This window comes from Erwinia sp. SLM-02, from assembly GCF_037450285.1.
Taxonomy (GTDB): domain Bacteria; phylum Pseudomonadota; class Gammaproteobacteria; order Enterobacterales; family Enterobacteriaceae; genus Erwinia.
In genome coordinates, this window is sequence record NZ_JAQISN010000001.1 from 1,567,194 (window position 1) to 1,580,443 (window position 13,250).

Annotated in this window: 12 protein-coding genes; 5 read left to right on the plus strand and 7 right to left on the minus strand. The window is 57.8% G+C overall.

The window, feature by feature from the left end; translation table 11 throughout:
* Positions 1-63: 63 nt before the first annotated feature.
* Positions 64-663: a helix-turn-helix domain-containing protein gene (locus tag PGH32_RS07295; RefSeq protein WP_337893626.1), complete on the minus strand. Its 600-nt coding sequence runs from the start codon at positions 661-663 to the stop codon at positions 64-66.
* 287 nt (positions 664-950) lie between these two features.
* Here PGH32_RS07295 and PGH32_RS07300 point away from each other — a divergent pair, with 287 nt between their 5' ends.
* From PGH32_RS07300 to PGH32_RS07315, 4 genes are all read left to right on the plus strand, one after another.
* On the plus strand, positions 951-1,601 hold the full coding sequence (locus PGH32_RS07300; protein WP_314420264.1) for an amino acid ABC transporter permease: 651 nt from the start codon (positions 951-953) through the stop codon (positions 1,599-1,601).
* Position 1,602: 1 nt separating this feature from the next.
* Positions 1,603-2,370 carry an amino acid ABC transporter ATP-binding protein gene (locus PGH32_RS07305; protein ID WP_337893627.1) on the plus strand — a complete coding sequence of 256 codons (768 nt, stop codon included), beginning with the start codon at positions 1,603-1,605 and terminating at the stop codon, positions 2,368-2,370.
* A 26-nt stretch (positions 2,371-2,396) separates the two neighbouring features.
* Positions 2,397-3,191, plus strand: coding sequence for an ABC transporter substrate-binding protein (locus PGH32_RS07310; RefSeq protein WP_337893628.1), 795 nt, complete (start codon positions 2,397-2,399; stop codon positions 3,189-3,191).
* 167 nt (positions 3,192-3,358) lie between these two features.
* Positions 3,359-4,510, plus strand: coding sequence for a tetratricopeptide repeat protein (locus PGH32_RS07315; RefSeq protein WP_337893629.1), 1,152 nt, complete (start codon positions 3,359-3,361; stop codon positions 4,508-4,510).
* A 4-nt stretch (positions 4,511-4,514) separates the two neighbouring features.
* Here the strand turns inward: PGH32_RS07315 and PGH32_RS07320 are convergent, their stop codons facing one another.
* From PGH32_RS07320 to PGH32_RS07340, 5 genes are all read right to left on the minus strand, one after another.
* Positions 4,515-4,970, minus strand: coding sequence for an acyltransferase (locus PGH32_RS07320; protein ID WP_337893630.1), 456 nt, complete (start codon positions 4,968-4,970; stop codon positions 4,515-4,517).
* Between the two features lie 75 nt (positions 4,971-5,045).
* A complete protein-coding gene (fhuB, locus tag PGH32_RS07325) occupies positions 5,046-7,031 on the minus strand; it encodes a Fe(3+)-hydroxamate ABC transporter permease FhuB (RefSeq protein WP_337893631.1) in 1,986 nt (661 codons plus the stop codon).
* Complete coding sequence (gene fhuD / locus PGH32_RS07330) at positions 7,025-7,948, minus strand: Fe(3+)-hydroxamate ABC transporter substrate-binding protein FhuD (protein WP_337893632.1); 924 nt, start codon at positions 7,946-7,948, stop codon at positions 7,025-7,027. Before fhuD ends, fhuB begins: the two co-directional genes overlap by 7 nt.
* Positions 7,938-10,124 (minus strand): ferric-rhodotorulic acid/ferric-coprogen receptor FhuE, encoded by a 2,187-nt coding sequence (gene fhuE / locus PGH32_RS07335; protein ID WP_337893633.1) that lies wholly within the window; start codon positions 10,122-10,124, stop codon positions 7,938-7,940. The genes fhuD and fhuE overlap by 11 nt, the downstream gene beginning before the upstream one ends.
* Positions 10,125-10,280: 156 nt before the next feature.
* Positions 10,281-11,468 (minus strand): MFS transporter, encoded by a 1,188-nt coding sequence (locus PGH32_RS07340; protein WP_337893634.1) that lies wholly within the window; start codon positions 11,466-11,468, stop codon positions 10,281-10,283.
* A gap of 101 nt (positions 11,469-11,569) precedes the next feature.
* Between PGH32_RS07340 and PGH32_RS07345 the strand changes: the two genes are divergently transcribed.
* Positions 11,570-12,499, plus strand: a complete 930-nt coding sequence (locus tag PGH32_RS07345; RefSeq protein WP_337893635.1) for a LysR family transcriptional regulator — start codon at positions 11,570-11,572, stop codon at positions 12,497-12,499.
* 33 nt (positions 12,500-12,532) lie between these two features.
* On the opposite strand, the gene leuE is transcribed toward PGH32_RS07345, so the two are convergent.
* On the minus strand, positions 12,533-13,186 hold the full coding sequence (gene leuE, locus PGH32_RS07350; protein WP_314420283.1) for a leucine efflux protein LeuE: 654 nt from the start codon (positions 13,184-13,186) through the stop codon (positions 12,533-12,535).
* Positions 13,187-13,250 lie beyond the last annotated feature (64 nt).

A 13,250-nucleotide genomic window follows, 5' to 3' on the forward strand; every position in this document is an offset into this window, starting at 1 on the left:
GTGAGCAATATCAAGGTGAATAGCTCAGTTTTTCAGCAAATAAAGCGCGGGGATTACGTGGATTTACAGATGATGATGTTGCTGGATTTGCATAATCCACAGGACTTTCGCTGGTACTGACCCCTGATTAAAGACGCTGTGGGTTAAATGACTTTTAAACTGGAAACTGTCGCCCGCCGCCAGCGTGACGCTGTCACCTGATACCGTGAGTATCAGTTCCCCTTCCACAAGCAGGCCGGCTTTTTCACCGCTTCCCATCAGCATTTCCCGGGGGCCTGATCCGGCAGGAATCGTAATCAGCATAAACTGTAAATCGTGTTCGCCGTTCGGCGACAGCATCTCCTTGGCCACACCGCTTTCACCCACGTGGAAATGGGGGCGGTCTGCCTGACGGCGCACAAAGGGTTCGGCCCCTACGGACTGAGGTTCTTCGCTGTCCAGCAGGGCGGTCAGCGGCACGCGCAGGGCAATCCTCAGCTGTTCCAGCATCCGCACCGTGGGATTGGTCTGATGGCGTTCTATCTGGCTGATGGCACCCGCCGACACGCCGGCCTGGGCGGCCAGTTCATTGATAGTCAGGCCGCGCATCTTGCGGAGTTGTCTGACCCGCAGCCCGATATTGGCTTCAAGCGAAAGCAGGGACGAGGAAGTCTGTTCAGTCATTTCATCACTCTTCGGGTTGATACGCTAAATTCAATATAATGAATTTAAGTTCCTAATTGTCAAGCTGCATCATTTATCGGGCAGCATAGAAAAACCATTAATAATCATCAGTAAAAACAGTGATAAATCATCAGTCTCGTATTGTGACGCTCGGTTTTTAAGCAATAAGTAATCCCTATGTTCTAAACTCTTTCTGACGTTGACATCAATTTTCACTCAGCAGATATTCATTATGTTGAATTTATGTTTGCTTTTTTAACGTTTTTGCCCGGTAAACGGAGAAAAAAATGGACTGGAGTAGCGTACATAATTATCTGCCCTTCCTGCTGAAGGGGGCAGAAATGACCATCACCATTACCGTACTGGCGCTGATTATCAGTACGCCGCTGGGGCTGCTGTGGGCCGCCGGCAAAATGAGCGGATGGCGCATTATCGTCTGGCCGGTGTCGATCATCATCAATATTACCCGCGGGCTGCCGATGATCGTGGTGCTGTTTTATATCTATTTCGTGTTTCCCGATATTGGTATCACGCTGACGGCGTTTCAGGCCAGCGTGATCGGCATTGCCTTCTGCTTTTCTTCCTATATCGCCGAGATTTTCCGTGCCGGAATCGAATCCGTCGATCGCGGCCAGCTGGAGGCCGCGCGTTCAATGGGGATGGGATTTGGCAAAGCCATGGTGCGCGTGGTGCTGCCGCAGGCGTTTCACGTCGCGCTGCCGCCCTACAGCAATACGCTGGTGATGATGCTGAAAGACTCCGCGCTGGCGTCCACCATCGCCGTTACCGAAATGACCCGTCAGGGTCAGCTGATGGCCTCGTCCACCTTTGATAACACCACCATTTATACGCTGGTCGCCATTCTGTATCTGGCGATGTGTCTGCCGCTGATGGCGCTGACCAAACGTCTGGAAACCCGCCGTCTGAAAGGAGCCTGAAATGATTGAAATTAACGATGTTCATAAACGTTTCGGCCCGGTTGAGGTGCTGAAAGGCGTCAGTTTCACCGTCAGCCAGGGGGAAGTGGTGTGCCTGATCGGCCCCTCCGGTTCGGGGAAATCAACCATTCTGCGCTGCATTAACGGGCTGGAAAGCTACCAGGGCGGCGAGATCCGCGTGCTCGGTCAGCGCGTCGACAATCAGCAGCGATCGATTAACGACCTGCGTCGCCAGGTGGGCATGGTGTTTCAGCGCTTCAATCTGTTTCCCCATCGTTCGGTGCTGGAAAACGTGATGGAAGGCCCGGTTCACGTGAATGGCGAATCGCGCGCCGTGGCGGAAAAGCGGGCGAAATCGCTGCTGGAGCTGGTCGGGCTCGGTGAGAAAATTAACGCCTGGCCACAGCAGCTTTCCGGCGGGCAGCAGCAGCGCGTGGCCATCGCCCGCACGCTGGCTCTGCAGCCGAAGGCGATTCTGTTTGACGAACCGACCTCCGCGCTGGATCCGGAGCTGGTGGGCGAGGTGCTGCAGGTCATGCGCAATCTGGCGCAGGAGGGGATGACGATGATCGTCGTCACCCATGAAATGCAGTTCGCCAGCGAAGTGGCCGACCGCGTGTGCTTCCTGCACAGCGGCAACATCGTTGAGCAGGGTCCCACCGATCGGGTACTGGGCAATCCGCAGGAGCCGCGCACCCGCGATTTCCTGCGCCGGGTGCTGCGGGAACCCACGATTCATCACTGTGAGCACTGCCGAAAAACTGCCTGACCTTCACTCTCAATGGGACTATAAAAATGAAAATGATGACCACCGTTAAGCGTACCCGTCTGTCTTCACTGCTGCTGGCCGGGGCGCTGTGTTGCGGAACGTTTGCCTCCGTCGCCCAGGCCGAAACGCTGAAGCTGCTGGCAGGTTCAACGCCTGCCAGTCGCCCGACCTGTTTTATGGATCTGGAAACCGGCAAGTTCCAGGGGTTTATGCCGGAGGTGGCGGAGGAGGTGGCGAAGCGCGCCGGGTTTGAAGTCAGTTTTAACGCCATTCCGTTCTCCGCGCTGCTGCAGTCCCTGCTGTCTGACAAAATCGATATGATCGTCGCCGGGATGTCGCCAACCGACCAGCGTAAAACCAAAGTTGATTTCTCGGTGGGAATTACCGGCGTTGGCGAAGGGATCTATGCGCGTGATGATAATAAAAAGGTTTATCGCACCCCGGCCGACTTTAAAGGCGAAACCATCGGCATCATGGCCGGTACCGACTATGGCCGTCGCATTGCCGAAATGAACGTCGCCAAAGAGGTGAAGTTCTATGAAAACGCCGCGGATCTGGCGCGCGACGTGTCGCTTGGGCGGGTAAGTATTGGTATGAACGACTATCCAATCCTTAAAGGCCAGGCCAGCGTAGGGAACCTTAAGGGAATGCACGTCGTCGAAACCTATCAGTCAACCAAGGTAGCGCCGGTGGCGTTCGCGGTTCGCAAGGGCAACGGCCCGCTGCTGGAGAAAATCAACGCCGCGCTGACCAGTATGAAACAGGACGGCACGCTGGAAAAAATCCTCAACAAGTGGGGCATTCAGTATATCCCAGCCTGACTGGCTGACTGGCTGACTGGCTGACTGGCTGACTGGCTGACTGGCTGAGGCTAGCGAACCAGCGAAGGTTACACAGTGGTTTTCGCAGGCGGCAGGGAATCTCCCTGTCGCCTATGGTCGTTGGCAACGGGCAGGGTTAAGATATAAAGAAAATTTCAGGATCCACCATGTCCCGCCCCGAACTGCCAGACAGCCTTAAATTTGCCGAGCATTACACCCATCCTGATTTCCCCGTTTATAAGGTAACTTCGCTGAGTACCGATGCCGATTACAGCGAGGCAATCGCCTTCTTCGTCAACGGCGTGGAGGACGACCCGCACTGTCAGAACAATCTGGCACTATTTTTCGCCCTCGGCATTCACTACCCGCAGGATCTGGAAAAGGCCCGCGCGCTGCTGGTTTCGGCTATCGCACTCAACCTGCCGGAGGCGTACTTCAATCTGGGCCTGCTGGAGCACTACCGCCTGATACCGCGCAGTCCATCGACGCTACACCGCTTCACCCGTGCGCTGGCGCTGGGAATAAAAGAGGCCAGCTACTATCTCGGCCAGGATGATGAGCGAAATATCAGCCGTGCGGATTTCGACGGTAATGCGATGGACCGATCCGAGGCGTTTGGCGATGCGCGGGTCAGGTCATTGCGCTACTACGCCATCGCTGCAGAGGCCGGGCACGTTCTGGCGCTGACCCGCATGGGGGACATTTATCATAGCGAACCGGAGGTAAGGGACAATGCGCTGGCGATGAAGTATTACTCGCAGGCGGCGCAGCAGGACCATCTTCCCGCCCTGTTTGCGGCGGCAAAACTGTTCGTCAGCGGCTACAGCCCGAGGCTCAGCGCGGCTGAAACGGATACATCCGCGTTTTACATTCCTGACGAATGGAACCGGGAGCGCATCAACGCTCTGGAGGCGATGATTATTGAACAGACCCGCGATCGGAACGCAGCCATCACGCTGCTGAGCCGGGCCTGGAAAATACACCGGGATACAGAAGCACTGGAAATGATGGGCGATATCCGCAAAGAAGAAAAAGACTATCGCGCGGCGGGGTCGTATTACCTGACGGGGATGCACAAAGGCAATATTCCCTGCCTGGCGAAGTGCGGTGAAATGTTTTTACTTTGCGATGAGATACGCAGCAAAACAATGGCGAGGGATCTGTTTAAACAGTTCAAGGCACGCATGGCGGAGTCACGCATTCTCAACACAAAGATGCTGGAGCTGACTGAAATGATCAACAGCTATAAGGAAGAGCTGAAGCCGACCCCGAGGAAGAAAAAAGGGGTCGAGTGTGATAGCGGTAAGCCCCAGGGATAACTTTTTACGCCAGCTTTCTGATCAAGCGCGCCGGGTTGCCGGCGTAAATCCCTTTGACCGTCACCGGACGGATCACCACGCTGCCGGCACCGATCACCGCACCGCTGCAAATCTCGGTGGTCAGCACCGTAGCGCTGCTGCCAATCGTGACATTGTCACCGACAGTAATCGTAATCCAGCTGCTGGCGTCCGGATTCGGCGCGCCGCTGCGAAACAGATCGTTGGCAAAGGTGACGTTATGGCCGATAAAGCAGTTTTCCCCCACGGTGACGTTTTCGCAGAGAAAGCTGTGTGACTGAACGCGGCTGCCGCGCCCGATCACGCAGCCTTTCTGGATTTCAACGAACGGCCCGACAAAAACATCATCACCCAGCCGGCACTGATAAATATTTGACGGGGTGATAATTTTGACATTTTCCCCGGTTTCGACATCACGAATGCTGCACTCAATCGTTTTCATCGGCATTTCATCCTTAAACTGCGTGGATACGGCGGTGGGCAAGAGGCTGATACTAACATCATCAGCCGCCCGCCGTCAGGCTCGGCCTTTAGCCTGCTGGCGCAGCAGATAAATAAACCAGGGCGCGCCAATAAAGGTGGTTAGCAGGCCGGCCGGGATCTGGTTGGGGAACATCACGATGCGGCCGCACCAGTCGGCGATCAGCATCAGCAGCGCGCCGATAATCGCCGCCATGGCCAGCTGCGGCATCGCCCGTCGGAACCCCATAATGCGCGCCATATGCGGCGACATCAGGCCGATAAAGCTGAGCGGCCCGACGGTCAGCGTGGCCCCGGCGGTCAGCACCGACGCCAGCAGCAAAATCGTCATGCGCGAACCCGCCAGCGGTACGCCCAGCGCTCGGGCCGTGTCGTTGCCCAGCGGCAGCACCGCCAGCCAGCGGCGGCAGAGCGGCATCATCGCCAGCAGCAGCAGGGCCAGCAGCAGACTGGATGCCGCCTGCACCGGCTCCACGCCGTAGGTAGATCCGGAGATCCAGTTCAGCAGATTGCCCAGCCGCGGATCGCCGCTGGCCAGCAGCAGGGATATTATCGCCGAAAACAGCGTGCCCAGCCCCACACCCGCCAGCAGCAGGCGCTGCGAGGAGAAATGCTGCCGCCCGGCGACCAGCAGGATCGCCGCCAGGGTCAGCGCCGCACCGCCGCTCCCGGCGTACAGTAGGGTGGCAAAACCGGCTGCGGGCAGGAAAAACATCACCGCAATCACCGCCGAGGCCGCACCGGCGCTGATCCCCAGCACTTCCGGGCTGCCCATCACGTTGGCGGTCAGCTTCTGGATTAACGTACCGGCAACGGCCAGCATAATCCCCGCGCTCAGTGCCGCCACGGTTCGCGGCCAGCGCCACGGCAGCACGCGCCACAGATCTTCGCCCGCCCAGTTCAGCCCGTGACTGTTGCGGCCGACCATCAGCACAATAAACAATGCCAGCAGCAGAACGCCGGTGGCGCTGGCTATCCACGGCCAGGGGCGCGGACGTTCGGCCCGCAGTGTCGGCACTGGCGCAGCCGGCGGTGCAGAATGCCGCAGGCGAGGCAGCAGCCACAGCAGGATCGGCGCCCCGATCAGCGCGGTTGCCGCCCCGGTCGGCACCTCCTGCCAGACCTGCGCCAGCAGCACCATCGCCTGGTCGGACAGCCACAGCAGCAGCGCCCCGACCAGCGGTGCCAGCAGCAGGCGGGGGATCAGGCGGCGCGCGCCCAGCAGCCTGGCCAGCAGCGGGGCAAACAGTCCGATAAAGCCGACCACGCCCACGGCGTTGACCAGCAGGGCGCTGAGCACGATAGCCAGACCGAGCGCCATCAGCCGCGCGAGGTTAAGCCCCAGGCCCAGGTTGCGGGAAACGTCATCATCCACGCCCAGCAGCGTCAGTGGCCGCACCAGCAGCAACGCCATCATCAGCGCGATCAACAGCCGGGGAGCCAGCGAAATCACCTGCTGCCAGTCGGTCTGATTGAGCGCGCCGCTGCTCCACAAAAACAGGCTTTGCAGATCCTGATAGTGAAACAGCGCCAGCAGGCTGTTAATCGCGCTGCAGTACAGGCTGAGCACCAGTCCGGCAAGAATTAAGGTAACCGGTGAAAGCCGTTTTCCCCAGGCCGTGCCGAAAACCGCCGCCCCGATAACCAGCGCACCGAGAAGAGCGGCCACCGGCTGCATCGCCGCGCCGCCGGGCAGCATTCCCAGGCTGCAAAGCGTGATCCCCAGCTGCGCACCGCTGGCCACTCCCAGCGTGGCCGGTTCGGCCAGCGGATTGCGCAGCACCTGCTGGAACAGGACACCGGCCAGCGCCAGCCCGGCCCCGACCAGCAGCGAAACCGCCACGCGTGGCAGGGTGGTGTAATAAAAAATAACCTGGCGGATATTGGCGCGGTCAGGATGAAAGAGGGCGTCAGACCATAATTGCCGGGGCAGTACCTGCTGCGCGTTGTACAGGCTGAGCAGCAGCGCGGCAACGGCGGCCAGGACCAGCAGCATGCCGGAGCGGGACAGAGTTCTTACCATTGTTTTTCCTGTTGCTGCAGCATCCGGCAGAAACGCAAGGCGGAAAGGGTGGCACCGAAGATCCACAGGGCGGGCACGGTTCGCAGCATGTTATCCCTGACGAACGGGATCGCCTGCCACAGCGGCGTGGCGGCGACGCGTGCTCTGGCCTGCTCATCGCGATGGTCCAGGCAGATGGCGCGCAGCGGCGGCAGGGGCGCCAGACGCTCAAGGCCGACCATCGCCGTTCCCCAGCCGTTGTCGTCACCCTGCCAGGCGTTTTCGATGCCCAGGCGGGTCATAACATTGCCAAACAGACTTTTTTTCCCGAGGATCATCACGTGGCGGTCATCAACCAGGGTAAACACCAGCAGCGGCAGTCGGCGGAAGCCCGCAAGCTGACCGCGAGCCTCCTCTAACTGGCGATCGAACCAGGCTAAATGATCCTGCCCGGCCTGCGTTTTACCCAGCCGATCGGCCAGTTTAAGCAGACCGTCACTGACGGTGCGCAGCGGTTCCCCCTGTTCACTGGTAAAGCTGAACTCCATCGACGGTGCGATGGTATTCAGCTGTGACGATCGCGGCCCGTAGCCTTCGGAAAACAGCAGCAGGTCCGGCCGCAGCTCGGCGATATATTCCAGGTTCGGCTCAGAACGCCGGCCAATATCCAGCACCGTCGGCGGAATAACCGGTTCAGCCACCCAGACGCTGTAATCGTGGGTATCGGCGGCCCCCAGCGGCGTTACGCCGAGGGCAAACAGCATCTCCAGCGGCAGCCACTCCAGCGCAATAATACGCTGCGGCACGGCCGCGCTTACTGATGCCAGAGGGAAGAGCGGTAAAAGGGCCAGCGCCGTCAGCAGGCGCCGGCGCGGAAAATCAACACCCGAAGAGGTCTTCCCGGCGAAAAGCCGGGAAGGGTGAACATCAGAAGGCATATGAAACGCTGACCGAGTAGTTGCGTGGCGCGCCGTAGACGGCGTAATCGCTCAGCCAGGAGTAGTAGCTGCGGTCGAACAGGTTATTCACGTTAGCCTGCACGGCCACCTGCTTATTCACCTGGTAACGGGCAAACAGGTTCGCCAGCGGGTAGCTGCTCTGGTAAACGCGGGTGGTTTCGCCGTCCGGTCCGGTGGCATCCTGGAAGGTGCGGCTCTGCCAGTTAACGCCGCCGCCGACGGTCAGCTCGCGCAGCATCGGCAACTGATAACGAGTGAACAGCTTAAAGGAGGTTTGCGGCATATTGCTGTTGAAGCGGCCTTCCGTATCTTTCGCCACGTAGCGGGTGGCACCGAAGGTCATTTGCAGATTATCGGTGACCGCGCCGTTCAGTTCAAACTCGGCACCTTTACTCACCGCGCCTTTGGTCGAGTAGTAAGCCTGCTCGCTGGATCCGTTAACGAAGTTGTCGCCGTCGGCCTGCGCGGCATTTTCCTGCTCGATGCGGAACACGGCGAAGGTGGCGGTCAGACGACCGTTGTACCAGTCGGATTTCAGGCCGGTTTCATAGTTTTTACCGGTGACCGGCGACAGGTACTTACCGTCGCGATCGCGGTAGGTTTGCGGCTGGAAGATCGAGGTATAGCTGGCGTAGGCAGACCAGGCCTCGTTGACGTCATAGACCAGGCCGCCGTAGGGGGTAATGTTGTTTTTACTGACGTTGCCGCTGCTGCCCACGGTGCTCCACTCGGTATAGCGCGCGCCCAGGATCAGCGCCAGCGGGTCGGCCAGCGAGAAACGCGCGGCGGTATAGGCGGATTTCTGCCGCACCACGTCGTCGGCGTTCAGATACCAGTCGCCCCATTCCGGCTCCTGCGCGCTGCCGTCCCAGCTGTTAAAATCGCCCATCTGGTCATAATCCAGCGCGCCGTCGGCACTGTAGGTTGCGTTATGCTGACGGCTGTAGCTGACGCCCGCGACCAGCTCATGCTGGCGGCCGGCCAGTTCAAACGGGCCGCTGGCGTAGGTATCTACCGACTCCAGCTTGCGCTTGCCGCGGTCCTGGCTGCCAAAGCCGGACACGCCCTGGCCGGTGGTGGCGTCCGGGAACTCCATCACATACAGCAGCTTATCGTTGAAGGTTTCTTCCGCGTGGGTGGCATTGACGCGGAACGACCAGCCGTTATCAAAGTTATGGCTGACGTTGGCAAAGATTTTGCGGGAATCCGTGCTGTAGCGCGTCCAGTCCGCCGCCGGGTTGGTGCCGCGGTTAAAGCGGGTGCGTGAACCGTCGCTGTACCAGGTGGGCAGACCGCCCCAGGTCGGGTTGCCGGTATTGCTCTGCTGATAATCGTAGCCCAGGGACAGGGTGGTACTGTCGGTCACGTCGGCGTCAATCACGCCGTAAAGGAACTTTTTGGTTTTGTGGTAGCGATCCAGCCAGCTGTCCTGATCCTGATAGCCCGCAACGATTCTGCCGCGTACCGTGCCCGCCTCGTTAAGCGGGGAGGAGACGTCAGCGACATAGCGCTGCTTGTCCCAGCTGCCGTAGCTGGCGCTGAGATTGCCGGTGACTTCTTTGCTGTCCGCATGCTTACGAACCATATTCACCGACGCGCCCGGGCTGCCCGCGCCGGTCATCAGGCCGGTCGCACCGCGCACGATTTCTATGCGGTCATAGATCGCGGTGTCTTCGGCGGCATCGCCGTAGTTCCAGGTATCGCTCACAGAGGTGGGAATATCGTCATAGGTGTAGCTGTTGATCTGGAATCCGCGGGCGAAGTAGGCGGATCGCTCGCTGTCGATCAGTTCGGTGGCGATACCGGTGGCGTTGTCCAGCACGTCACCGATCGATTGCAGATCCTGGTCCTGAAAACGCTGTTTTGTCACCACGCTCAGCGACTGCGGCAGGTCACGCAGGGCCAGCAGCATTTTCGTTCCGGCATGGGTGGTTTTCACCTGATAGTCCTGCGCCTCGCTGGCATCACCGTCGTCTGCGGTCGCCGTTACCACCAGGTCCTGCTGCGCTTTATCTTGCGACGGGGCCGTTGCCTCTGCTGCCAGCGCCGGGTGGGTCAGCGAATGAATCGCCAGCGCCAGGAGTGAAACGGTAAAAGTATGCTTAACAACGGATGCGCGCTGAGCGGCGCAGTTTTCCCTGCCAACAAAAGACATAAAAGCTATCCTCATGCGGAATAGTGTTTTAAATGATTATGATAATCATTTTTCTTTACAAGCTCATTGTAAAGATTTCATTGTCTTATGTAAAAAAATATAAAATATTAGTTATCAACGCGTTGAGCGTATGCGGAGAGAAGAGAGCCGCTCGTTTTAGTCACGTTCTCGCTGGCGAAGTTTCTTTTGCAAAACAGCAAGGTAAAGCGGAATTACCGCGGCCATCGCACCGGCGATCAGCAGGAGTCTGTTAATACTGCCCGGCGCCATATCATTTTCTCCCAGAAGCAGGGGGCACAGAAAGAACGCCACGGTCGTCAGAAGATGCATTAAAGACGTTTGCAGGGACACAAACCCTGCACGCTGTCGATCGTCGGGGAAGGCCATCGTGACCACGGATGAGACCACCAGACGACTGTAGGATGCCCCCAGAAAAAGGACCATAAACAGCACCGGGCCGGCATAGCCCGTGGCGGGGAAAGCCAGACTGAACATATACAGCAGCGTAGAGGCGATGGCCAGCCGCTGTGCGGAACAGATCCCCAGTAGCCGCCCGGTCATTTTCGTCGCCAGATAGCCTGCAACGCCGCCGACTACAAATACCACTGGAAGCAGCTCTGATGACAAGCCAAGCCGCTGGATCAGCAGCGGCACCAGCACAGGAATGAGCAGCATCGGGCTGAACTGCACCAGCGCATTCGCAGAGGCAAAAAGCAGGGTTTCCACCTTTAACCTCGGGCGCTCCGCAGCCTGTTCAGATGAGCGATCGGCCGGAACGGCGAGCAGTATCAGGGGAACTGAAAGCAGGCACAGCACGGCGATGGCGTAAAGCGCCGGGTGCCAGCCGTAATGCGTACAAAGAAACAGGATGCCCGGCATGCCGGCGATGCTGACCACCGAGAAGGCCGCGATGACCGTGGCGAACATTTTTCCCCGCAGATTTACCGGCGTTTGATTAATCAGCAGACCGATCGCCGCCGCCATTGTCGTACCGCCGATTGCACCAGCGCAGAATCGCAATATCAGCAGCGTGGTAAAGCTGGTTGTTAGCGTCGTGGAACCGGTTAACAATCCCAGCAGCACCATATTGATGATTAAAAAGCGTTTTTTATTTATTCGCCCCAGCCAGTAAAAGGCAGAGAAACCAGAGATCACCGCCCCCATGGTGTACAGGCCAGAAACGTAGCCGGACCAGGATAGGGGTACGGTAAAGTCGGCTGCCATAAAAGCGAAAACCGGATTAAACGCCATATATTCCAGCGCGTTAGCAAACTGAATAAATGAAACGGCCCAGGCCAGACGCTTAACGTGGCGGTAAGGCGCGGGGTGTTGAAAAATCGACATATTTCCACCTCAAAACAGGACAAGGTCATAGCATAGTCGCTATCAATTTTGAGTATTAGCTGTTAAAAATGGGTTTATTGTTATCATTTTCGGGATAATTCATGCGAAGCAATCTGGATTTGACCTCATTGAGGATTTTTGTTGCGGTAACAGAAAAGGGCAGCTTTGTGCGCGCCTCGAAAGCGCTGAATGTGCCCACATCGAATGTCAGCCGCTCCGTCGCTCAACTGGAAGAAAGACTCAACGTTCAGCTCATTGAACGCACCACCCGCCACAGTAAACTGACGCCCTCCGGGCAGTTGCTCTACACGCGGGTAAAACCGCTGCTGGTGTCGCTGGAGCAGACCGAAGCTGAATTAACCTCCGGGCAGCTACAGTTGAAAGGGCCACTGCGCCTTTGTATTCCCAATGAGGCGGGTCCGGTTATATTTGGCACGCTACTTGCCGAATTCGCCTGCCGCTATCCGGATATTGAACTCAGCTGCATCACCAATTTGTCCGGTCTGGAATCGTTAAAAGAGGAGCTGGACCTGGCGATTATTATCACCCGCGGGCACATGACGGACTGCGATTATATCGCCCGTCATCTGCTTGATATTCCCTGCACCGTTGTGGCCTCCCCGGACCTTATTTCACGCCACGGCATGCCAACCGAGATCGAACAGCTTGAGCAGCTACCCTGTATTACCACAGTGACGGCCCTGAACGGGGCGGCCTGGCAGTTTGTTAACCGGAAAGGGGGCTTCGATACCGTGGTGGTTAACGGCCGCTATCGCGTCAACAGCGGTGAGATGGCCGGCAGGGCGGCCGTTGCGGGCGTGGGGTTCGCTATTTTGTCCACTCAGGCATGCCGCCAGGAGATCGCCGCCGGGCGGTTGGTCGAAATCACTTTCGATCGGCCCACCGCGCCGTTACAGCTTTACGCCCTCTATTCCAACCGTCGCTATTTACCGGTCAGAACGCGCACGCTGATTGAATTTATTCAGCAGGCGCTTTCCGATCCGGCCAGACAGGATCAAAGCAGGGGGTAGTCAGGACGGGCGATCGCTCTGGCGCAGGTTAAATCAGGCCGACAGGGTTGCCAGTCGGGCGGCAAACCCCATAAATAATAGCGCAATCATGGCATTTCCGGCGCGGGCGACACTTTTACGCTGGCGGAAAAACGTCGCCATCGCCGCACCGCCAAATATCAGCAGGGAAAGGTAGATGAAGCTGAAGGCTTCCAGGATTGACGCCAGCAGGAAATAGGACAGCCCGGTATGCGCATAGTTGTAGTCAATAAACTGCACGAAAAACGAAATATAAAAAAGAATGGCTTTGGGGTTGGTCAGGCTCAGGGTCAGCGATTTCCTGAAAACATTTTCCTGAGTAATATTGATCTCTTCACCCGGCTTCTTTTTTGCAAAAAAGTTGGCGTGAATGATCCTGATGCCGAGGTAGAGAAGATAAAAAGCCCCCAGTAAACGCACCATTGTAAACAGCAGCGGAGAGGCTTTAATAATCGAAGCTACGCCGATAAATGAAAGGAATATCAGCAGAGCATCACCGGTAAACACGCCCAGCGCAGCCCGATATCCGGCGGCAACGCCTCTGGATGCGGCGGTCTTCAGCACGTAAATCGAGTTCGGGCCCGGGGCGATAATGATTAACAGCAGACCTGCGACATACGTCCAGAGATTGATAACGCCGAATTGTTCCAGTAACACCCTGACCTCCATAAAGTTTACACCTGCGCATACCGTTACGGGCATAGGCAGACAACAGATTGCCTGGCAGCATTTT

Coding starts and splice junctions, on each gene's coding strand:
- PGH32_RS07295 (WP_337893626.1), bottom strand. CDS start 663: ATGACTGAACAGACTTCCTCGTCCCTGCTTTCGCTTGAAGCCAATATC.
- PGH32_RS07300 (WP_314420264.1), top strand. CDS start 951: ATGGACTGGAGTAGCGTACATAATTATCTGCCCTTCCTGCTGAAGGGG.
- PGH32_RS07305 (WP_337893627.1), top strand. CDS start 1,603: ATGATTGAAATTAACGATGTTCATAAACGTTTCGGCCCGGTTGAGGTG.
- PGH32_RS07310 (WP_337893628.1), top strand. CDS start 2,397: ATGAAAATGATGACCACCGTTAAGCGTACCCGTCTGTCTTCACTGCTG.
- PGH32_RS07315 (WP_337893629.1), top strand. CDS start 3,359: ATGTCCCGCCCCGAACTGCCAGACAGCCTTAAATTTGCCGAGCATTAC.
- PGH32_RS07320 (WP_337893630.1), bottom strand. CDS start 4,970: ATGAAAACGATTGAGTGCAGCATTCGTGATGTCGAAACCGGGGAAAAT.
- fhuB (WP_337893631.1), bottom strand. CDS start 7,031: ATGGTAAGAACTCTGTCCCGCTCCGGCATGCTGCTGGTCCTGGCCGCC.
- fhuD (WP_337893632.1), bottom strand. CDS start 7,948: ATGCCTTCTGATGTTCACCCTTCCCGGCTTTTCGCCGGGAAGACCTCT.
- fhuE (WP_337893633.1), bottom strand. CDS start 10,124: ATGTCTTTTGTTGGCAGGGAAAACTGCGCCGCTCAGCGCGCATCCGTT.
- PGH32_RS07340 (WP_337893634.1), bottom strand. CDS start 11,468: ATGTCGATTTTTCAACACCCCGCGCCTTACCGCCACGTTAAGCGTCTG.
- PGH32_RS07345 (WP_337893635.1), top strand. CDS start 11,570: ATGCGAAGCAATCTGGATTTGACCTCATTGAGGATTTTTGTTGCGGTA.
- leuE (WP_314420283.1), bottom strand. CDS start 13,186: ATGGAGGTCAGGGTGTTACTGGAACAATTCGGCGTTATCAATCTCTGG.